Annotated in this window: 19 protein-coding genes; 16 read left to right on the top strand and 3 right to left on the bottom strand. The window is 43.4% G+C overall.

The window, feature by feature from the left end; translation table 11 throughout:
- Nucleotides 1-22 precede the first annotated feature (22 nt).
- The 7 genes from B5F18_RS04865 to B5F18_RS04835 all read left to right on the top strand — a co-directional run bounded on the left by B5F18_RS04865 (nt 23) and on the right by B5F18_RS04835 (nt 13,755).
- Nucleotides 23-523, top strand: coding sequence for a flavodoxin (locus B5F18_RS04865; protein WP_087156552.1), 501 nt, complete (start codon nt 23-25; stop codon nt 521-523).
- A gap of 17 nt (nt 524-540) precedes the next feature.
- Nucleotides 541-1,227 carry a carboxymuconolactone decarboxylase family protein gene (locus B5F18_RS04860; RefSeq protein ID WP_087156551.1) on the top strand — a complete coding sequence of 229 codons (687 nt, stop codon included), beginning with the start codon at nt 541-543 and terminating at the stop codon, nt 1,225-1,227.
- Between the two features lie 16 nt (nt 1,228-1,243).
- A complete protein-coding gene (locus B5F18_RS04855) occupies nt 1,244-1,675 on the top strand; it encodes a cupin domain-containing protein (protein ID WP_242955805.1) in 432 nt (143 codons plus the stop codon).
- Between the two features lie 166 nt (nt 1,676-1,841).
- A complete protein-coding gene (locus B5F18_RS04850) occupies nt 1,842-2,783 on the top strand; it encodes a DUF1848 domain-containing protein (protein ID WP_087156549.1) in 942 nt (313 codons plus the stop codon).
- Between the two features lie 224 nt (nt 2,784-3,007).
- The gene (locus tag B5F18_RS04845; protein ID WP_087156548.1) at nt 3,008-7,807 is read left to right on the top strand and encodes a discoidin domain-containing protein; all 4,800 of its coding nucleotides are present in this window, start codon (nt 3,008-3,010) and stop codon (nt 7,805-7,807) included.
- A 300-nt stretch (nt 7,808-8,107) separates the two neighbouring features.
- On the top strand, nt 8,108-12,874 hold the full coding sequence (locus B5F18_RS04840) for a discoidin domain-containing protein (RefSeq protein ID WP_087156547.1): 4,767 nt from the start codon (nt 8,108-8,110) through the stop codon (nt 12,872-12,874).
- A gap of 116 nt (nt 12,875-12,990) precedes the next feature.
- Nucleotides 12,991-13,755: a MerR family transcriptional regulator gene (locus B5F18_RS04835; RefSeq protein ID WP_087156546.1), complete on the top strand. Its 765-nt coding sequence runs from the start codon at nt 12,991-12,993 to the stop codon at nt 13,753-13,755.
- 76 nt (nt 13,756-13,831) lie between these two features.
- On the opposite strand, the gene B5F18_RS04830 is transcribed toward B5F18_RS04835, so the two are convergent.
- The gene (locus tag B5F18_RS04830; RefSeq protein WP_087156545.1) at nt 13,832-14,155 is read right to left on the bottom strand and encodes an LPS biosynthesis protein; all 324 of its coding nucleotides are present in this window, start codon (nt 14,153-14,155) and stop codon (nt 13,832-13,834) included.
- Between the two features lie 180 nt (nt 14,156-14,335).
- Here B5F18_RS04830 and B5F18_RS04825 point away from each other — a divergent pair, with 180 nt between their 5' ends.
- Nucleotides 14,336-14,677 carry a TfoX/Sxy family protein gene (locus B5F18_RS04825; RefSeq protein ID WP_330394105.1) on the top strand — a complete coding sequence of 114 codons (342 nt, stop codon included), beginning with the start codon at nt 14,336-14,338 and terminating at the stop codon, nt 14,675-14,677.
- A 100-nt stretch (nt 14,678-14,777) separates the two neighbouring features.
- On the opposite strand, the gene B5F18_RS04820 is transcribed toward B5F18_RS04825, so the two are convergent.
- Together B5F18_RS04820 and B5F18_RS04815 are read right to left on the bottom strand one after the other, a co-directional pair.
- Nucleotides 14,778-15,236, bottom strand: a complete 459-nt coding sequence (locus B5F18_RS04820; protein WP_087156544.1) for an ImmA/IrrE family metallo-endopeptidase — start codon at nt 15,234-15,236, stop codon at nt 14,778-14,780.
- A 51-nt stretch (nt 15,237-15,287) separates the two neighbouring features.
- Entirely contained in the window at nt 15,288-15,746 is a 459-nt protein-coding gene (locus B5F18_RS04815; RefSeq protein ID WP_087156543.1) for a helix-turn-helix domain-containing protein, read from the bottom strand.
- Nucleotides 15,747-16,011: 265 nt separating this feature from the next.
- On the opposite strand from B5F18_RS04815, the gene B5F18_RS04810 reads away from it, so the two are divergent.
- The 8 genes from B5F18_RS04810 to B5F18_RS04780 all read left to right on the top strand — a co-directional run bounded on the left by B5F18_RS04810 (nt 16,012) and on the right by B5F18_RS04780 (nt 21,165).
- Nucleotides 16,012-16,431, top strand: coding sequence for a hypothetical protein (locus B5F18_RS04810; protein ID WP_087156542.1), 420 nt, complete (start codon nt 16,012-16,014; stop codon nt 16,429-16,431).
- 33 nt (nt 16,432-16,464) lie between these two features.
- The gene (locus B5F18_RS04805) at nt 16,465-16,734 is read left to right on the top strand and encodes a thioredoxin family protein (protein ID WP_087156541.1); all 270 of its coding nucleotides are present in this window, start codon (nt 16,465-16,467) and stop codon (nt 16,732-16,734) included.
- 99 nt (nt 16,735-16,833) lie between these two features.
- Nucleotides 16,834-16,971 carry a hypothetical protein gene (locus B5F18_RS12490; protein ID WP_162607537.1) on the top strand — a complete coding sequence of 46 codons (138 nt, stop codon included), beginning with the start codon at nt 16,834-16,836 and terminating at the stop codon, nt 16,969-16,971.
- A gap of 163 nt (nt 16,972-17,134) precedes the next feature.
- On the top strand, nt 17,135-17,548 hold the full coding sequence (locus B5F18_RS04800) for a phage tail terminator family protein (RefSeq protein WP_087156540.1): 414 nt from the start codon (nt 17,135-17,137) through the stop codon (nt 17,546-17,548).
- Between the two features lie 25 nt (nt 17,549-17,573).
- The gene (locus B5F18_RS04795; RefSeq protein WP_087156539.1) at nt 17,574-18,359 is read left to right on the top strand and encodes a phage major tail protein, TP901-1 family; all 786 of its coding nucleotides are present in this window, start codon (nt 17,574-17,576) and stop codon (nt 18,357-18,359) included.
- A gap of 1 nt (nt 18,360) precedes the next feature.
- The gene (locus tag B5F18_RS04790) at nt 18,361-18,669 is read left to right on the top strand and encodes a hypothetical protein (protein WP_087156538.1); all 309 of its coding nucleotides are present in this window, start codon (nt 18,361-18,363) and stop codon (nt 18,667-18,669) included.
- 26 nt (nt 18,670-18,695) lie between these two features.
- Nucleotides 18,696-19,094: a hypothetical protein gene (locus tag B5F18_RS04785; RefSeq protein ID WP_242955804.1), complete on the top strand. Its 399-nt coding sequence runs from the start codon at nt 18,696-18,698 to the stop codon at nt 19,092-19,094.
- On the top strand, nt 19,087-21,165 hold the full coding sequence (locus B5F18_RS04780; RefSeq protein ID WP_087156536.1) for a hypothetical protein: 2,079 nt from the start codon (nt 19,087-19,089) through the stop codon (nt 21,163-21,165). Before B5F18_RS04785 ends, B5F18_RS04780 begins: the two co-directional genes overlap by 8 nt.
- The last annotated feature ends 2 nt before the right edge of the window (nt 21,166-21,167 follow it).

The raw sequence follows: 21,167 nt of genomic DNA, 5'->3' as shown, positions 1-21,167 counted from the left end.
AGTCAGAAAAGAGGTGTAAAACATGGCAGAACTGATTGCTTATTATTCAAGAGCAGATGAAAATTATGTAAATGGAGACATCAAAGATCTGGAGGTTGGGAACACAGAAATTGTGGCTGGCATGATTCAGAAGTTGACAGGAGCCTCCATGTTTGAGATTGAGCAGATGAAACCTTATGCAAAAGATTATAATACATGTATTGCTCAGGCGCAGGCAGACCAGAAACGGGATGCCAGACCAGAGCTAAAGTCTTATCCGGAAAATCTGGATGAATATGACACAATCTATTTGGGATATCCGAATTACTGGGGCACCATGCCCATGGCGGTTTTTACTTTTTTGGAGCATTTTGACTTTACCGGCAAAGTGCTAAAGCCGTTCTGTACTCACGAAGGCAGCGGGATGGGAAGAAGTGAGAGGGATATACGCAAACTTTGTCCGGGGGCTGTTGTGGAGAGTGGGCTTGCGCTCCGCGGCGGAAACGTAACAAACGAAGAGATGCGTATCAAACAGTGGATTTAAGAAACGGAGGAAGGAAAATGAATTATTACGATACAGATCCGGAATTTATGGAGCGATTCGAGAAGTTTGCCTTTGAAGAAGTGGTAAAAGAAGAAGGGCAGAGCCTGGAGGAAAACACACGCTATCTTGCCATTTTGTCAACGCTTATGGGATGTCAGGGAATAGAAGAGTATCAAAGAGTCCTCCCGCGTGCACTGGATGCAGGATTGACTCCAGTCATGGTCAAAGAGATGGTGTACCAGGCAGTGGATTATCTGGGGATCGGACGTGTCCTTCCTTTCTTGGATGCCACAAATGAATATTTGATTTCTATTGGCGTGGATCTTCCTCTTCCAGGTCAGTCCACAACGACCATGGAGAACCGCATGGAAAGAGGGGCGCAGGCACAGGTGGACATCTTCGGAGAGCAGATGAGGGATGCGTGGAAAAACGGCCACATCAATCGGTGGCTGGCGGCAAATTGTTTTGGAGACTATTACACCCGCACAGGACTGGATTTGAAACAAAGGGAGATGATCACATTTTGTTTCCTGATGGCACAGGGAGGATGTGAGCCACAGCTGACTGCTCATGCAAAAGGAAATATGAATCTTGGAAACGACAAAGAATTTTTGATAAAGGTTGTGTCGCAATGTCTGCCGTATATCGGATATCCGCGCAGTTTGAATGCCATTACCTGTATTGATCATGCAGCAGAACAATAAAAGGAGGTTGCTTATTATGGATATGGAAAAAATCAAAAAAGAGTTGGGAGAGGGAGCAGTGTTCCCGATTGGTGCACCAAATGATGCGTTTGCACAGTTTTTTACAGGGCAGAGTTATTTGAACATGCTCTCCACGCAGCAGGTCGGGATTGGGAATGTGACATTTGAACCTGGATGCCGCAACAATTGGCATATTCACCATGCAAAGAGCGGAGGCGGACAGATTCTGCTTGTCACAGCCGGACGAGGATATTACCAGGAATGGGGCAAAGAGGCAAGAGAGCTGCATCCGGGGGATGTGGTAAATATTCCGGCAGGAGTGAAACACTGGCACGGAGCTGCGCCGGACAGTTGGTTTGCACACTTGGCTGTGGAAGTTCCGGGCCAGGACACGAGAAATGAGTGGTGCGAGCCAGTGGGAGAGGAAGAGTATGGAAAGTTGAGGTAAGGGGAGCATCCCCTTGCCTCAATTTTCTATATAAAGGGTGTTTTCACGTCAGAAAACCTACGAAACATAGAGTCCCCAAATAAAAAGAAGTAGAAAATGTAAAAGATTGATTGCAAAAGATAACGACCGGGCCGTAAAATAAGAAAAACAGAAGGGAGTGAAAGGCATGATCCTCAACACAGGAAACAGGACAGATATACCTGCATATTACAGCGAGTGGTTTTACAATCGGATAAAGGAAGGGTACGTGTGTGCAAGAAATCCATACTGCCCTGAAAAAGTGCATCAATTTTCTTTAAGCCCAGAAGTTGTAGATGTGCTTGTTTTTTGCACGAAAAATCCCACGCCCATGCTTGCAAGAATAGATGAAATCCAAAAGTTTTGCCATTTTTGGTCTGTCACCATCACCCCATATGGGAGAGATGTGGAGCCTTTTGTTCCGCCAAAGGAAGAAGTGATGAAATCTTTGGAACACCTGTCAAGACTGCTTGGACCCTCCTGTGTAAGCTGGCGTTATGATCCTATCTTTTTGACAGACAAGTACTCCTTTGCCTTTCACATTGAAATGTTTGAGCGCATGGCTGCTCAATTGTCTGGGAGTGTTGACAATTGTGTTATCAGTTTTTTGGATCTCTATGAAAAGACAAAGAAAAATTTCCCCGGAGTGGGAGAAGTCTCGGCAGATATGCAGGAGAAACTTGTGACAGAGTTTGTAAAAACAGGGAGACATTATGGAATCAGCATCCGTACCTGTTGTGAAGGGGAAAAGTGGAAGAAATATGGGGTGGATACTTCAGGGTGTCTATCAAAAGAAACGCTGGAGAGGGCAGTGGGATGTGAATTGGAAGTGCCGGGAAGTGTGAAATACGTCCGTGCGGGGTGTGAGTGCCTGCTTGGAAATGACATTGGCATGTACAATACATGCGGACACGGGTGCAGGTATTGTTATGCAAATTATGATATGAAGTCGGTTTGCCAAAATATGTGTCTGCATGATCCAAAGTCTCCTTTTTTGATCGGATGGGGCAAGGAGGGAGATGAGATAAAAATTGTGGAGCAGAAATTGTGGCAGAACGGCCAAATAAAATTTGATTTTACCGGAAAATAGAGAAAAAACAACGAGAGATAATAAAGTTAAAAACCATTTGGATGTTAAGAAAGGTCAATTTTGATAAAGAGGCGGAAAAAACAAGGATTACTTTATGCAAAGTGCTTGATTTGTTGAAGAAAAAGAGATAACATAATGAAGCACTTCACAATAAGTGCTGTTCTGAATGGAAAATTCAGGATAAAAAACATCAATCCCATGACAAGGGAGAAAAGGAGGATATTATGAAAACAAAAAACAGAGTGTGGCGCTCTTTGATAGCATTTGTGCTGACACTTAGCATGATCGTGCCATCATTGAGCATCCCTGCAAAGGCAGCAGGTAATGAAAACCTGGCTTTGGGCAAGACAGCAACTGCGTCAAGCTCTTATCCTGGGAAACCTTGGACACCGGACAAGGCTGTGGATGGAGACACTAAAGGTTCAGACTCCCGTTGGAGTTCCAAACGTGCAACAGGAACAACCAATGAGGGAGATGGAGACATTGGAACAAAGGAACAGTGGCTGATGGTGGATTTGGGGGCGCAGACCCCGGTAAACCAGATCAACATTTACTGGGAAGCAGCATTTGCCACAAAATATGAGATTCAGACTTCTTTGAATGGACAGGAATTTACGACAGTAAAAGAATGCACAGCCACAGAAGCAGGCAGCCAGACATACCGTGACTTGCAGGTGGATGCTGCAAGATATGTACGCATTTACTGTCAGGAGCCAAAGACAGCAAAATACGGATATTCTATCTATGAATTGGAAGTATTTGCACAGAATTCCATGGGCAGCGCAAAAGATGTCCTGGATTCTTTAAATGGACAAAAACCTGAGATTTCCGATGATGGAACACATTTGGTTCTTCCGGAAGTGCCGGATGGATATCAGATTTCTCTTTACGGCAGCGATAACCAGCAGGTTGTAAAACTGGACGGTACGATTATCCAGCCTCTGGTTGATATGGATGTCAACCTTCTCTATAAAGTAGAAAATGCAGAAGACGCAGAAGATGTGGCCAAATCCGAGGCAGACATCAAGATCACTGTTCCGGGAAAATACGAAACAGAAAACCGGGACAATGAAAAACCAAATGTACTTCCTGGACTGCGCGAATGGAAGGGCGGAGAAGGAACCTATACAAGGACAGCAGACACAAGACTTGTCGTGTCGGATGATTCCATGAGCAGTGCCGCAGATGTCATTAAAACATATTTTGATGATATGCTTGATATTGACATTGAGATTGTCAAAGGTGAGGAGCCAAAAGCAGGTGATGTATACCTGAAAACGGGTGGAACTGTGGACGAACTTGGTGAGGAAGGATATCTTCTGGAAATCGGCGATTACGTGACCATCACTTCTCCGACAGTGACAGGTATGACTTACGGCGGAGCATCCGTGACACAGATTTTGTATCAGGATGAAAATATGGACAACATTGCCAAAGGAACAGCGAGAGATTATCCAAAATACCCGATCCGTGCAGGCATGGTGGATGTAGGACGTATGTACATACCGCTTGAATATCTAAAAGAAATGACCATTTATATGTCCTGGTTTAAGATGAATGAAATTCAGGTACATATCAATGATTACTGGTCACAGTCCGGATACAGCGCATTCCGTCTGGAGAGTGATACCTATCCTGAGATTGTGGCAGATGATGGATACTATACAAAAGATGATTACCGCCAGTATCAGAAAGATATGAAAAAATATGGCATTGATGTCATCACAGAAATCGATACACCATATCATGCAGAGTGTTTCCGCGATGTTCCTGGGGTAAAAATGCTGGATGGCAAAAAGGGATATCTGGATATCACAACAGATGAGGCAAGAGAGGCAAATCAGGAAATCATCGAAAACCTGATCGATGAATATCTGGACGGAGAGGACCCTGTTGTACAGAGCGAAAATTTCCACATTGGAACAGATGAGTATGATAAAAAGTACGGCGAGCAGATGAGAAAATGGACAGACCATTTTATCAATTATGTCAATGACAAAGGATACAAGACAAGACTTTGGGGCTCTCTTGGAAAGAATGGTTTCAACGGAACTACACCGGTGTCCAACGAAGCAGTGATGAACATGTGGGCTCCGTACTGGGCAGATGTGCACGAAATGTACGATGCAGGATACGACATGATCAACACATACGGCGGATGGCTTTACATCGTTCCATCAGGAAATGCGGGCTACCCGGATCGTCTGGACTTAAAGAGACTGTACAATGAATTTGAAGTCAACAATTATAAATCAGGAAGAAATCCATCCGGAGAGGCAATCATGCCGATCGCTCATCCTCAGACAAAAGGAGCAGAATTCTGTGTATGGAATGATATGACTTCCTTCAAGACAGGTTTCTCATGGTTTGATATCTTTGATCGTTTCAAAGAAGGCGTTGCGATTGTATCTGAAAAGACATGGTTCGGCGAAAAACAAGACGGCCAGACATACGAAGAATTTATGGCACGCATGGATGCACTGGACGATAAGGTTCCAAATGCAAACCCTGGACGTCATGTGGACAGCGTGGACAGCAAAGTTGCAGAATATAAATTCTCACAGGATGGAACAGACACAAGTGAAAATGGATATGATGCAACACTTCATGGTGCAGTTGTGGAAGATGGAGTGGTGAAGACAGAAAAAGACGGATATATTTCCCTTCCGTTTGACAGCATGGGATATCCTTATACAGTATTTGCCAAAGTAAATCTGTCAGAGATCGATGAAAATACGACCATTTTCAAAGGAAAAGACGGTGTGGTTTATGCAGACATTGACGGTAGCGGAAAGATTGGATTTAAGCGGGGAGCATACAGGTTTAGCTTTGACTATGAGCTGCCGGAAAATGAATGGGTGACACTGACATTTGTGGGAGATACAAAGAATACAACCCTCTATGTAAATGGTGTCAATAAAGGAACTGCAAAGACAATGGATCCAACCATTGCAGGCAAGACACAGCAGAGCGGAACTTCTGTGATGACATTTGAAAAGATTTTAGATCAGGCAAAAGGCAGTATGGACAACCTGGAAATCTATAACTATGCAATGTCAGAAAGCGAAATCGGGGATGCCCTCAACATGGCAAGCCGCGACAACCTTGCTCTCAACAAAGAGGTAAGTGTATCCGGACTGGAAGTAAATGACGGACGTTTCACAGCGGACAAGGCAGTGGACGGAGTTGTATCCAGTGATTCCCGTGTTTCTTTTGCAAAAACAGCGGACGAGCAGTGGCTGCTTGTGGATCTTGGAGAGGTAAAAGAAATTTCCGAATTTGTTCTCAATTACGAATCACAGGTGCCAAAATATAAGATTCAAGTATCAGAAGACGGAGAAACCTACACAGATGTTTATACATTTGAAGACAATACCTTTGCAGAAAGCTCCAAAGGAATACCTGGAATCCAGAATGTAAAAGTAGACCCTGTCAAGGCAAGATATGTCAAATATGTGCAGGAGAAACGTTGGCATCATACAGGAAATGGAAACTACTACAGCGGAAGCCTTTATGAATTTGAAGTGTACGCATCATTGAAAGATGAGTTGAAAGAGTATGCACAGGCTGCGCTGGATGAACTTGGCAAGTACACAGCAGGCACAGGAAACGGAGATGTGGAGGAAGAGTTCTACAATACCTTTAAAGAAGAACTGGAAAGATACATTTCTTTGGCAGAGGGCACAGATGCTCTTACGGAAGAAGACTTTATGACTTTCAAGCAAAATATCCTGGACAAGCAGGACGAGCTCGCAGATCATATTCTGGTTGTTGCGCAGGAGGCGATTGATGCTTACAATGAGGCAATGGCTTTAAAAGAAAGCGATTATACACCGGAAAGCTGGGCTAAATTCCAGGAAATGATGGCTAAGATTTCTCTTGATAATCTGAACACAGTGGAAGAAGTCGATGCAGTGGTTGCAGCAGTGAACGACGCAATGGCAGTGCTGGAAAAAGTACAGCAGCAGGATATCTCTACCGCAGTACTGGAATATGCCATTGAGCTTGCAGGAAAAGCGGATACAGAAGGCATCATTCCTGTAATTGCAAAGGAATTCGAGACAAGACTTGCAGATGCACAGGCGATTCTTGAGAGAGTGGACAGTGGAGACAAGACTGTTACACAGGAGATGGTGGACGACAGCTGGAAGGCGCTGATCGACATCATGCAGTTTTTGGAATTCAAACAGGGCGACAAGACAGATCTCGAAAAAGTGATCGCATTTGCGGAAAGTCTTGATATGAATGATTATGAAGATAACGAGAAGATGGACGCATTCTTGTCAGTTCTTGATGAAGCGAAGAAAGTCCGCGATGACGAAAACGCAATGCAAAAAGAGATCGACGATGCATGGATGAAACTTTTGAAAGCAACAGCAGAGCTGAACCGCAAGATGGCTGATAAGACGGACCTTAACAAAGTAATCGAGTGGTCAAGTGCTTTGGATCTTTCCAAATATCTGGAAGAAGGACAGGATACATTTAGGACAGCCCTTGAAAATGCAAAAACAGTAGCAGATGATATTTTGGCAACACAGAAAGAAGTGGATGATTCCTGGAAGGCATTGATGGACGCAGCAAGCGCATTGCGGCTGAAACCAGATAAAGGTGCGCTGGAAGAACTTTTGAACCAGGCAGAAGGTTTCCATGAGGCGGACTATGACAAAGCAAGTTTTGCAGCATTCCGGTCAGCAGTTGCGCAGGCACAGGCAGTTTATGAAAACGAGCAGGCAACTTTGGATGAGGTAAAAGCAGCTGAAGAAAGCCTGAAAGGAGCAATCGCAAAACTGACATCTGCAACAGATGGCAGCAAGGATGCAGGAAAAGGCGTGACTGCAAATGCAGCTGGAAATAATACAGGCACCAGCAAGGTAAAAGATTCAGAAAAGACAGGTGCAGAAACAGGAAACAGTACAGCAAGATCAGCAAAGACAGGAGATGGTACTCCGGTGATGTTGCTTGTGGTGTTGATGGCAGGCGCAGCCTTAGTTGCAGCCGACAGAAGAAGACGTATTCATAGATAATGAAAAAGCGCGGAAAATCTTATCAAAAATTTTCCGCGCTTTTTGTATATGGAAAATTATAGTAAAAATAATAAAATGTTATGGGTAATAATAACAAATAAGTAAGCATAAAACTGTTAAAAAAGTAGAAAATTAAACAAAATATTGAAAATAAGAAATACAAGTTGTAAAATGTGAAAAAAGATACAAGGATTGTTACTGGTAAAGCAGGCAAAACCAATTTGGAGCACAGGCAAAAGGTTACTTGTGCGAAAAATCAGGTTTTGCCTTTTTTGTGACATCCGGGAAAGGAGAGAAAAGATGAAAAGAAGTGTTATGAAAAAGATTTTGGCGGCCTGCCTTTCGGCAAGTATGATGGCCGGATATCTTCCTGCAAATGTGGAAGATGTACAGGCAGAAGGCGTGAATGTGGCGCTGAACAAGCCCACTGCCACATCCAGTGTAAGACCGCAAAGGGCAGAGCTTGTGGGAGGACTTGCCGTGGACGGGGTGGATGATGAGGAATCCTCCAGGTGGAGTTCTAAGATGGCAACCGGAAAAGGGGAAAATGAAGGAACATCCGAAGACGGAACCGTGGAGCAGTGGATCGTTGTGGACCTGGAGGGAGTCTACGACCTTTCCGAGATTTATCTTTCATGGGAAAATGCGTACGCATCTTCCTACAAAATACAAGTATCCACGGACAATAAAACGTATACGGACATTTATACAAATGCAGATTCTGACGGGGGAAAACAGACGATTGAGGAACAGCAGTTCAGTGAGGATATTCCGGCGCGCTATGTAAAAATACTTTGTGTGGAGCCGTTTAAGGCGAGCTGGGGATATTCCCTTTATGAAATCGAAGTGCAGGGGACAAGGACAGACAATGAAAATGCAGCATTAAATAAAGCTGTGACCTACTCCGGCGTGGAGGGAGGAAAAGTAAACGGAAATTGGAAATATCCGCAGTTTGTCGGAGAAAAAGCAGTGGACGGTGATGTGACGACCAGGTGGTCTGCAGACAAAACAGATAACCAGTGGTTGATCGTGGATCTGGGGGAGGAGACATCTCTTTCTCAGGTAAATGTAAACTTTTTCAGAGAGCCGTCAGCGTATACAGTTGAAATTTCAAAAGACGGGGAAACCTATGAAACGATTTTAGATGTAAAAGACAATCCAAATATCAATATTGAAAATATCAGAAAGATCCCATTTGAGACACAGGATGTGCGCTATATCAAAGTGAATCAGACAGAAATGTTTACAAACCCAAGCAATAATCAAAAGTATGGCGGCAGTATTTATGAAATCGAAGCATATCCGTATGCAGACGAACCGACAGCGCCAAAGACAGCAAAGTCAGCGCTCTCTTATGTGGAGGAATATGGATTTGAACTTCCGGCCGGTGATAATGAGAAAGTGATTTTTCCGGAAGAAATTACAGAGAACTTCAATGTAGAAATCTACGGAAGCGATTACAAACCGGTCATTGCCATGGACGGAACCTATCATCAGCCTCTGAACACAAAAGATGTGCATGTCATGTATAAAGTGACAAGCAAGGAAAATCCGGAAGATGTGGCAGTGAGCACAAACGACTGTACTGTGCAGGTGCCTGGAAAATATCCGGATGCAGGGGAAGGGGAAACTCCTAAGGTCATTCCTGCTTTGCAGGAGTGGTACGGACAGACTGGAGAATTTAAACTGGCAGACAACGCAAAAGTAGTGTACAAAGACGAGACTTTGGCACAAAAAGCCAGCCTGATCGCCACTTATATTACAAACATGATCGGCGTGGATGTGACAGCAGAACAAGGGACAAATCCAAAGGCAGGCGATATTTATCTTGGTCTGGATGAAAGTGCAAAAATCGCGGCGATCGGAGAAGAAGGGTATCAGATGGAAGTGGGAGATGCGGTTTCCGTCATCTCTTCCACAAAAGAAGGCGCATTTTACGGAGGAGTCACAGCGGTTCAGGCATTGTATCTTAGCAAGGATACGAAAACGATCCAAAAAGGGATTTCCAGAGACTATCCGAAATATGAAGTGCGCTCCATTGCACTGGATATTGCGCGTTCAGAGATTCAGCTGGATTACATAAAAGAAATTACGGAAATTCTGCCATTTTTCAAAATCAATGAAATCGTGATGCACATCAATGATGACAGAGGAGATAAAATCACAGACAAAAATATTGGTTCAGAGAACAATCAGGAACAGGCAAGGGATTTATCCTCATTCAGGATTGAAAATGAAAAAGGCATTGGATCCCATTCCTATCAGATTTCCAAAGAAGACTATATTCAGTACCAAAAAGACGCCAAAGAATATGGAGTCGCTGTCATCACAGAGCTTGATACACCGGCGCACAGCGCAGTATTCTCCCTTTTACCGGAAATGAAGGAAAATATGTACGATGTCCGTCATCTGAAAATTTCCGAGGATTCCAGCGCCCCGGTGGAAGATGTAAAACTGCATCAGCCAACTATAGATTTTATCGATGGATTGACAGAAGAGCTGATCGGAGACGGACCAGGTGATGCAGTCATCCAGTCCGACGTGTTCCATTTCGGAACAGATGAATATGATACCTCCGCTAACCATTCCGAGGCAATGCAGCAGTATATCAACCACTATGTAGACTTTATACAAAGCCGCGGATACGAGGCAAGGGCATGGGCATCCACAGACGGCGCGTCCGGGTTCAAGGGATATGTGACACCGCAGAATAAAGAAGTCACTTACTATCTTTGGGCGCCGTACTGGGCGGATGTGAAGAAAACACTGGCAAACGGAAATCCGATCATCAACTGCTCGGGTTCCTGGCTGTACATTGTGCCGGGCGGAAACAACAATTATCACGACTATTTGAACGTGGAAGACTTATTTGAAAACTGGAGCGTCAACAATATTACAACAACAAGAGGAAGCGGCGGAGCAGTGATTCCGATTTCTCATCCACAACTTAGAGGTGCATCGGTTGTGCTCTGGAATGATGATGGATTCCTGGAAGACGGGATCAGTGATTTTGATATTTACAACCGCCTCAAAGAAGGTATCTCCATTATCTCGGAGCGCACATGGTACGGCGAGAAAACAGAAGGACAGACATACGAAAACTTTAAGACAAGAAGCGATGAACTTATCAAAAAAGGCCCTACCAGCAACCCGGCCAGATATGTGGAGAGCGTGGATGAGACAATTGCATCTTACGACTTTGAAGACGTAGATGCGCAGACAGTAAAAGATGGCAGCAAAAACGGTTACAATGGGGAAATGAACAATGCTGTGCTTGTGGATGGAAAAGCAGGAAACGGAAAAGCTCTTGGACTTGAAAAAGACAGCACACTTACCCTTCCATTTGACACGGTTGGATTCCCTGCATCTGTTTCCTTTGATCTGTATGTGGAGGAAGAGAGCGCAAAGGATGCAGCACTGTTTGAAAGTGAAGACGGAGCATTCCACTTAAATCAGAAGAACAAGGCTGGAGAGTACACAGGAAAATTCGGATTTGAGAGAGACGGCTATGCATACACTTTTGACTATGAAGTGCCGATGGATCAATGGATCCATATGACCATCACGACAGATAAGGATGGTACCAGACTCTTTGTAAACGGCAGACCACAAGGGTATGCAGAACGTACGGAATTTGGAAAATATGTGAAGAAAGATTTGTCTTCTTCCATGGTTCTTCCTACAGCGGCAATCGGAAATGGAGTGGTAGGAAAATTGGATAACCTTACGATCTACAATGAAGTGGTGGAGATTCCTGGAACGGAAAATATTGCACCGACCGCAGCAAGTGCGGATGCAAGTAATGTATTCAACGACAACTTTACCGGAGAAAAAGCAATCGATGGAAATTTGTCAACAAGATGGGCGACAACAAACGAAACAAATACAGCCACACTTGAGCTGGATTTTGGCAAAGAGGTTTCCATTAATGCAGCAAGAATTGTAGAGTACAAAGCAGCAAACAATTATATCAACAGCTATAATATTGAGTACTGGGATGGACAACAATGGGTTTGTGGATTCACCCACAATGTGGATGCATCCGAGAAAAAAGCTGTGTCAGGCGTGACGAACGGATACGCATTTGACAGTGAATTTGACACTATCACTGCAGCGAAATTCAGGCTGAATATCACAGATTCAAAAAGGCCATCCATCTATGAACTTGAGCTGTACAGTTATCCGGAGGAAGAGACACCTGATCCGGCAGCACTTTCCACAGCAGTTCTTGAGTATGCACTGCAGCTTGCCGAAGATGTGAGCACGGACGGAGTGGTTTCATCAGTTGCAGAAAAATACAATGCAGCGCTTGCAAATGCCAAAGATATTCTGGCAAGAGTAAACGAGGGCGATACATCAGTCACACAACAGATGATTGACAATGCATGGCAGGAACTGATCAAGGCAATGCAGTATCTGTCTTTCAGACAGGGTGACAAAACTGATCTTGAAAAAGTCATTGCCCTGGCAGATGACATGGCAGATAAGCTTGACAGCTATCTGGACGGAGGAAAAGAGGCATTTGGCAGTGCCCTTGCAAAAGCAAAAGAAGTTTATGCGGACGGCAATGCAATGCAGGAAGAGGTAAATACAGCATGGCAGAATCTTCTTGGCGCTATGGCAGGAATGCAGCTGAAACCGGACAAGAGCGCTCTTGAAAGCCTGCTAAAAGAGGCACTGGAACTTCAGGAGAAAGATTACGACACTGCAAGTTTTGCACAATTCAGGACCGTTCTTGCAGACGCACAGGCAGTCTGCGACAATGAACAGGCAACAGCAAAAGAAGTGGCAAAAGCGGAAGAAGATCTTGCACACGCGATTGCAAAATTGACTCCTGCATCAGGAGGTAGTCAAAATGCAGGAAAAGAAGTGGCTGCAAGTGCAGGTGGAACAGATACAAAAGACGGCAGAGGAAATGATAAGTCAAACACAGAAACAGCAGCAGTGGACAATGGAGCAGCAAAATCCGCAAAGACCGGAGATGACACGGCTGTCATGACCATTATGGTATTGATGGCAGGTGCGGCTTTGGTTGTGATGAGAAGGAGAAAGTATTTGAACAAATAGGGATGAAAAATACACCTTGAGCCAAGATGGCCAAGGTGTATTTTTTTGCAAAAAGGTCTTGACATTGCCGCAGCGGAATCCTATATGCTGTATTTGTCCGGAAGGAGGGAATGAAAATGAAGTACAGTATCAAAGAGCTGTCAGATATCGCAGGAGTGAGTGCACGCACACTGAGATATTACGATGAAATCAACCTTTTGAAACCCGCATTTGTCAATGAGGCGGGATATCGGTTTTATGGGAAAAAGGAAGTGGATCTTTTGTGGAAGATTCTGTTTTACCGGGAACGGGGATTTGATCTAAAAAGCATTCAAAGAATCATTTATCAGGAAGATTTTGATATCTGTCATGCATTGGAAACTCATCTTTTGGAGCTTGAAAAGGAAAAAGAGAGAATGGAGTCTTTGATCCGGACTGTAAAGCAAACGCTGATTGCAATGAAAGGAGAGACAAAGATGGATGACAAAGAAAGATTTCAGGTATTCAAAGAAAGACTTGTGCAAGAGAACGAAGAAAAGTACGGAGAGGAAATTCGAAAAACGTATGGGGACGAACAGGTGGATGCTGCGAACAGGAGGATATTAAATATGTCCCGAGAGGACTTTGAAAGATTTCAACATTTGGAACAGGAAATCCTATCCAAACTGGAACAGGCTGTAAAACAGGGCGACGAGCCGGAGAGCGAAACAGGAAGAGAAATCGTGATTCTCCATAAAGAATGGCTTTGCATGACGTGGAAAACATATGCAAAAGAGGCGCATAAAGGAGTGGCTGCTATGTATGTCAGTGATGAGCGTTTTCGGCAGTACTATGACAGATCGGTTCAAGGCTGCGCAAAATTTCTAAATGAGTCCATTTGCTTTTGGGCAGACAGGTTGTAAAAACGAATAGGGGTATGTCAAAATGCCGGGTGGGTTTCAGCGATTTTGGCATCCCCCTTTTGAGCATAAAACTATTTTACTTACGAAGGATTTCTTTTGGAGCCGAGATTTCGTTTGAAATCGTGTGCTCTGTAAGTTCGGATAAGAGTTTGATCTTTTTGTTCAGCATAGGACGCATACAGTTTGGAACATGTTCCTGGTGAGCGCGGTGGATTGCCACGCACTCTTTGCAGTTTCCGTGATAGCGGCAGGCTTTTTGGCACGGACAGTGGTCTTTATCCTGATACTCTTCACGAAATTGGGAGGCAAACTCTTCCTGAAGTTTTAAACCTTCCATGCGGTCTCCCCTATGGAATGCCTCCATGGCAGCTTTTTCTAGTTCATTTCCATCAATAATCATGGGTATTCCTCCTTGATTTTTTCGATTTTATTATAAAGGATATAAAGAAAGATTGCCAGAGAAGGCTTGGTGGTTTTTGAGAATGAGAAATTGTATAATGACAATAACAGGAATATATGTAACATGACAGACAGGTGACACGATAGGAGCAGTATGATAGGAAAAAGAAAGGCGGGGAGAATGATGTCATCAACAATGGAATTTGTACAGTATATTGCAGATCAATTAAGAGATATGGGGATGATTTCCTACAGGAAAATGTTTGGCGAGTATGGACTGTACTGTGATGGGAAATTTGTGGCAATCATCTGTGAGGACCAGTTGTTTTTGAAAGTGACAAAGGCCGGAATAGATTTCTATCCGGAACTGGAAGAAAATCCACATCACGAAGGCGCGCCGGCCTCTTATCATCTTGTAGAAGATGTGGATGATAAAGAATGGCTGGAGCAGCTTGTGCGGATTACATGGGAGGAATTGCCTTATCCAAAACCGAAGGCGAGAATAAAGGAAGGAGTAGAATAAGAAAGAGGCTGGGGAAAGCAGCCAAAAGGATATTTCATAGCCATAGGCAGGGCACTATTCCTAGCCCAAAAAGCTTGTTATAGTGGGAATAGTCATCCTCCTACATCATCTCCGCCACAGTCAGAACTGGTATAAAATAGATCAGATAATTGTCAAATTTCGTATATACCCCATACTTTTCTTTATAGCATGCAATACATTCCTGAAGATATTCTTCTGTGACATTCAGGTATTCTGCAATGTCGAAACTATTTTGACAGCCTGCCTTGAAAGCTGAGACAATGCCGCACAATCCGATCATCTTATCATATCCATGGAGACGTGCCTGGCGTTCTTGCTTGCGGTTCCAGGAGTTGTTCATGTCAAGAATATTGCCTACAGAAGTATAATGATGTCCAAGTTCTTCGGCCAGAACACAAGCTTTTTCGGTTGAGGAATGCAAATCTTTTCGGATGGCGATCCGGTTTCCTTTTATCCTTCCATTGTTGTATTGCAGAGGCTTTTCTTTTACAAGCAGCCCTTCGTTGTATGCTTCTTCTAAAAGAGTTTCATAGTCCATTCACTAACACCCCCTTAATTTGTATGTATTAAACTAATTCATGTAAAAGGATTAGAAATTTTCTTCGTTCATGATATCTTCTTCAGAGGTGTCGATGCCTGCTGGGATTTCGATATCCGTGCGGGCGTGGGCCGCATTTACTTCTATTTCATAATTTGGATTATACAAAGGATTGCAGGCCATCTCTCTTGCAGTATCCAAGAGTTTTTTCTGGCCTTTTTTAGTAAGCTTTTTCATTTCTTTTATAATGAGATCTTCTGTCCTACTGTGCTGATGATCGGTCTGTTGTTTTGGCAGAGAAACTACGTCCGCCCATCCCATCAGGTAGGCTGGAGTAGTATGCAAAGCCTTGGCAAACTCAGCGACCTTGCTTTGAACGATGTCATTTGTTCCATTTTCTATTTTGGCAATGGTTGTTTTGCTTTTATAACCAAGTCTGCCTGCCAATTCTTCCTGGGTAATTCCAAGTTCCTCACGTTTGAGCTTAATTCGTCTTCCTATTTCCGGCATATGAGCGATCCCTCCCTTTGTTTAAAGTGATTATACTATGTGATAGATTTAAAATCAATATCAGAAAAGAAATAAAATAATAGTTGACTTATAATCAACAATGTGATATTGTTGGTTCAAGATGATTTTAAATCGTTTCAAAATCAAATTCCAAAATAAAAAGTGTAATTTGGATTTAAAATAAAAATTTTTTAGAATAGAAAATGATTTAAAATCAACAAAAATATATAAAAACTAAAAATTGTAATAGAGAGGGGCGAAAAAAGTGAGTGGAAGGTTAAGGGAAAAATCTCTGGAAGACTACGGGATATCAAAAAACAGGTATTATGAGCTGCGGGCATTTTGTATGCAGTACGAGGAGAAGAAATCCAAAATCAGAAAGATAAAAGAGGAAATGTCCATGCAAAACATTGGATACGAAAAAGACTGTGAAATGATCGAGAAGGCCGCGGTTTTTGCCTCGGATATGATTTACCCGTACATATTGAAAAGTGTGACGAATGACCTGTCCTACACGTTTTTGGAGTATGACGAAAAATTAGGACGGATTCCTGTTGGAAAAACAGAGTTCTATGCCATACGAAGGCTGTTTTACCATTATCTGGACAAAATGCAGACGGGGACAAAATGGGGCTGCTCCAATGATACGATGATGTCATCAGGAAAAAGAAAAGCAGCAAGTTGAGAAATAAGGAGTTGCAAAAAAGGAGGACAGGCTGTGAGAAAATTATTGTTTTTTCATGCATCGTGGTGTCCGCCGTGTAGATTTTATGAAAAACAGTTTATTATTCCGCTGGAGAAACAGATGGATTTAAAAGAAAAAATACAGCGCATAGATGTACAGCGGAATCCATTTGTGGCGGAAAAGTATATGGTGGATAAACTGCCGATGATCATCCTGTTAGACGGAAGTACAGTTTACAGAAGATGTACAGGCGGCATGAATATCGAACAAACAGCCAAATGGCTGAATGATGAAGACAGATAAAAAGAGATAAAATCTCGTCCGAAATGACGTTAAACTATATATTTTTACGCAGTGGCCTGGACTTGACTGGATGGGCTTTTGCAGAAGGGGTGTTGAGTGATGGAAAAAGAACTGTTAAAAAGGGATGAAACTGCCGGGGCCAGTGAAAAGGAAATAGCAGGGGCATCCGTGAGAAGGAAAAGAAAAAAAGTGAAAAAGAAAAACATGTCAACGCTATACGCTTTGATGAATTTCTAAAAATAAAAGAGAATCAGGCAGAGTTTGACAGACGTGTACAAAAGGCGATCGCCACAGCCATGGCAAAGAAACAGAAGGAAGAGAAAAAATTTACAATAACCATGATCGACATCCAAAGTTAATACAGGAACAAGACCCTGATAAGGAGAAGAAAGGGGCAGGCATGATGTATGAAAGAATGGGAATGGAAGATCTTATGACTGCTGTAAAAACACACGTAAAAGAAAGAACAGGGAAGGAATGCTATGACTTTGAAAAACAAGGGTTATCCAAACCGTTTTATCTGGCAGAAGTGGTAAAGTCCATATCGAATCATACGAAAACAATGTATACAGATATCTTTACAGTACAGATACAATGCATTCCGAAAACAGAAGATTCTACAGCGGAGATTTATGGGATGATAAAAGATCTTCAGGAAGCTTTGACGGAGGAGATCACTTTGCCAGAGCCATGGGAACTGATCCTGCAGACAGAAAATGGAATACAGTCCATGAAAACAGAGGATACAAAGGAGCAAAAACCTGTGGTACAGTATGAATTTATGGTCTGCTACGGATTCACATGTAAACAATAAAAGGATAGAAATAGGAGGAACAAATATGGGAAATTTTGACAACAACAATTATTGTGATTTTACAAGCTCAGCTGCAAAGGCTGTAGCAGGAAAAGACATTTTACTTGCAATCTGGAGTCTGGACGGAAGCAGATTGCTTGCGATCAGTGGACAGCAGGGGCTGACCATCAATCGCTCTGCCGACAGTATTGAGATTACATCAAAGGACACATTGGGAGGTTGGAAATCCAAGATTGCCGGAATGAAGGAATGGTCCATTGACAACGAAGGTCTTTATGTACCAAATGACGAGTCACATACCATTCTGTCACAGGCATTTGAAAATGCAGACCCAGTGTGCATTAAAGTGGTAAATGGAAAGACGAAACAGGGAATGTTTGGAGGGATGGCGGTTATCACCGATTATCCTTTAGAGGCTCCGTTTGATGATGCTATGACATATTCTCTGACACTGGAAGGTATGGGAGCACTGGTGGATCTCTTAAATGAACCGGTGGAGCCTGACACGATGCCGGATGGAGCCAGTGCTCTGGAGCCGCTCACGATCGTATCAGTGGCAGGAACAGCGGCAAAGAAGACAAAAGTATATGTAAACCCTGTAAAAGAGGGGAGCAATAAATATTATTACAAAACCGGAGCAGCTCCGCTTGCATATCCTGCATATGGAGAGGTAATGTCCGGTACAACCTGGGACGGAACAGCTGAGATTTCCGGAGTGACAGGGGGGAATCAGATTATGATCATTGAAACGGATAGCACCGGAAAAGCCTTAAAATCCGGAATTGCCACAGTAACAGAAGGAGGAGAATAGAATGATCAGTCATAACGGGGAAAATTACGAACTCAAGTATAACTTAAAACGCATTGAGATGATCGAGGGAGTGACTAATATGCCTACGCTCGCTGACATCCGCCGCACAGGGGGGATGCTCAGCGTAGCATCCCTCAAAACATATATTGCATATGGAATTAAAAAGGAAGGGGCAGATGCTTTTCTTGCACCTAAAAAGGGAATGGAAGTGGCAGAGGCGCTCATCGAATCAAACGGATATGCCAATGTCTGCGGATTGGTTATGGAGACATTGGAGAGGGACTGCCCTTTTTTCTTCCGGGCCGATTAATAGAGTTTGAATATTTTTCCGGTGATGTGGATCCACAGTATGACAAGCTGGCAAAACCTTATCAGAAAGAACTGGATTTTGCTTTTTTTGCGGTAAATTTTGGGTATTCCAAGGCTGATTATGAAATGCTCACTCTAAAAGAAAAAGCATTTATCTATAAGGCCTGGGAGGATAAAGTCGTAGGAGAAAACTATCGGTTTTATAACGCAGTGTTTACCGCAGTATACAATGTAAACCGGCCCAAACGGAAAAAGGCATTGCAGTTATGGAAAAAGGAAAAGGTGAAAAAGGCAAATACAGAAATTGTATCTGAAAATCTCAAAATCATAAATGAAGTGGAAGAAAAGGAAGGAAAAGGATGGATTGACATCATATACAGGAAAAATAGAATACAAAAGCCAAAGGAGGTGAAGAAATTTGAATGAGTTAATGGTGAGAACAGAACTCAACGTGGATACTTCCGGATTTCAAAGAGCACTGGCAAATGTAAACAAGACAGTTGAGGAGTTTGATAAGAAGATCAATGATATGCCCAAAAGAATAGAAGTGTTGGGCGCTAAATTGTCAGGACTTGGAGCAAAAATGCAGGAAGGTCTTACACAACCGATCAAGGATGCCAAAGAAAAAATGATCACTGCGGCAACCGAACTGGAGGACAATTTAAACAGAGTCAATGCAACATTTGGAAACAGTGCAAACACGGTAAATGCGTGGGCAGATACAGCGACAAAACAGTTTGGGCTATCAAAAAGCCAGGCTTTGGAAACGGCCTCGGTATTTGGAGATATGGCGTCTGCCGTAGGTATGGGACAACCTGAGGCAGCAGGTATGTCCACATCGCTTGCAGGACTGGCAGGAGATTTAGCGGCTTTAAAAAATGTCGGGATCGAGGAGGCAATGTCGGCTCTTTCGGGAGTTTTCACAGGAGAAACACAAGGACTTGCACAGATGGGGATTGCTATGTCAGAAACAGATCTGGCAAACTTTGCGGCTCAGACAGGGCAGGTATACAGCCAGATGAGTGAGGCGGAAAAAGCACAGCTTCGATATAACTATGTGATGGGACAGACACAGAGTATACAAGGGTCTTATGTAGGGGCATCGGACAGTGCCGCAAACAGTATACAGACCTTTCAGGCAGCAACGTCAAATTTGATGGCTGTGTTGGGAGAGAAACTTCTTCCGACTTTTACACCATTGATCCAAAAGGCTACTGACCTTGTCACGGCTTTTGTAAATGCCGATCCAAGTCTGCAAAATTTTGCAGTTAAGGGTATGGCGGTTGTCGGAGCGATGGGGCCATTGATCAGTACTCTTGGCGGAGCCTTCCAAAAAGCGCAGGTAGTGACAGGAGCCTTTGGGAAGGTTAGCAGCAAGATCAGTGAGATGGGCGGAAAAACTTCGTTGATTACCGGGTTAAAGACAGTATTTGCAGCGCTTACGAGTCCGGTTGGACTGGCCGTGGCAGCGGTGACTGCACTTGTAGGAGTGTTTGCCTATTTAATGGCTACAAATGAAGGGCTTAGAAATTCAGTTATGGGAACGATAAGTGTATTGATAGCCTCGCTCCAGCCTGTTATTTTAATGCTGATAACGAGTCTCGGACAGCTGATTGCAAATATTGGACCTCTGATCGCACAGCTGGTCACACAACTTGCGCCTATAATTGCAACGATCATCACAACAGTGGCGCAAATGATCGCGTCAATACTGCCGGCTTTAATTTCGATCATAACAGTCATCATCAGTACGATATCAGGGATGCTCCCGACTATCACCAATATTTTAAGTGTGGCAATATCTGTGATACAGGGAATTATATCTGCGATATCTCCGATTGCGGGATTTATAGCGGGGGTTATTGCATCTATCATTTCCTACATAGCACCGGTCGGCTCAACTTTTTTTAATGTGTTTAGCGGAATATTTACAACAGTATCCAATGTGATGAACAGAGTTGGACAAGTTATAGCAAATATACTTGGCAGTATTAAATCAGCATGGACCGGGCTGACCTCGTTTGTATCGGGAATATTTGATGGGATTGCAGGCGCGGTGAGTTCTCTGGTTGCTCAGGTCAAAGGATTTGTAAATGGTGTTATCGGCGGAATCAATGCGGCCATCAAACTGATCAATAAAATTCCGGGTGTGGAGATTGGGACGATTCCTTATCTTGCCCACGGAACAGATCGCTGGGCAGGCGGATTTGCGGTCATAAATGAAGGAGGACGTGGGGAACTGACCTATCTTCCAAACGGCAGCCAGGTCATCCCACATGATATTTCTGTGAAATATGCGAAGGAGGCCGCGAAAAATAATACACAAACTTCCTATATAAGTGCAGATGCATTGGGAGAATACATTGTGTCCGCCATGATCGAATACGGAAACCGGCAGAAGGAAGGAATTGAAAAAGGTATCGGCAAGATGGGTATCTATATTGGCAACAGGCAGGCCGGAAGAGCTATCGCAAACATGGGATTTATAAGGAGGTAAGA

Origin of the sequence: Lachnoclostridium sp. An181, from assembly GCF_002160325.1 — a bacterium.
In the GTDB taxonomy this organism is placed as follows: domain Bacteria; phylum Bacillota; class Clostridia; order Lachnospirales; family Lachnospiraceae; genus An181.
The sequence above is the reverse complement of the archived record's forward strand: the minus strand, read 5'-3'. Positions and strand labels throughout refer to the sequence as shown.

Bases quoted from the DNA above. Each gene is read 5' to 3' on its own strand.
- B5F18_RS04855 (WP_242955805.1), top strand. From the start codon at position 1,244: ATGGATATGGAAAAAATCAAAAAAGAGTTGGGAGAGGGAGCAGTGTTC.
- B5F18_RS04850 (WP_087156549.1), top strand. From the start codon at position 1,842: ATGATCCTCAACACAGGAAACAGGACAGATATACCTGCATATTACAGC.
- B5F18_RS04860 (WP_087156551.1), top strand. From the start codon at position 541: ATGAATTATTACGATACAGATCCGGAATTTATGGAGCGATTCGAGAAG.
- B5F18_RS04835 (WP_087156546.1), top strand. From the start codon at position 12,991: ATGAAGTACAGTATCAAAGAGCTGTCAGATATCGCAGGAGTGAGTGCA.
- B5F18_RS04825 (WP_330394105.1), top strand. From the start codon at position 14,336: ATGATGTCATCAACAATGGAATTTGTACAGTATATTGCAGATCAATTA.
- B5F18_RS04845 (WP_087156548.1), top strand. From the start codon at position 3,008: ATGAAAACAAAAAACAGAGTGTGGCGCTCTTTGATAGCATTTGTGCTG.
- B5F18_RS12490 (WP_162607537.1), top strand. From the start codon at position 16,834: ATGGAAAAAGAACTGTTAAAAAGGGATGAAACTGCCGGGGCCAGTGAA.
- B5F18_RS04795 (WP_087156539.1), top strand. From the start codon at position 17,574: ATGGGAAATTTTGACAACAACAATTATTGTGATTTTACAAGCTCAGCT.
- B5F18_RS04815 (WP_087156543.1), bottom strand. From the start codon at position 15,746: ATGCCGGAAATAGGAAGACGAATTAAGCTCAAACGTGAGGAACTTGGA.
- B5F18_RS04840 (WP_087156547.1), top strand. From the start codon at position 8,108: ATGAAAAGAAGTGTTATGAAAAAGATTTTGGCGGCCTGCCTTTCGGCA.
- B5F18_RS04865 (WP_087156552.1), top strand. From the start codon at position 23: ATGGCAGAACTGATTGCTTATTATTCAAGAGCAGATGAAAATTATGTA.
- B5F18_RS04800 (WP_087156540.1), top strand. From the start codon at position 17,135: ATGATGTATGAAAGAATGGGAATGGAAGATCTTATGACTGCTGTAAAA.
- B5F18_RS04820 (WP_087156544.1), bottom strand. From the start codon at position 15,236: ATGGACTATGAAACTCTTTTAGAAGAAGCATACAACGAAGGGCTGCTT.
- B5F18_RS04830 (WP_087156545.1), bottom strand. From the start codon at position 14,155: ATGATTATTGATGGAAATGAACTAGAAAAAGCTGCCATGGAGGCATTC.
- B5F18_RS04790 (WP_087156538.1), top strand. From the start codon at position 18,361: ATGATCAGTCATAACGGGGAAAATTACGAACTCAAGTATAACTTAAAA.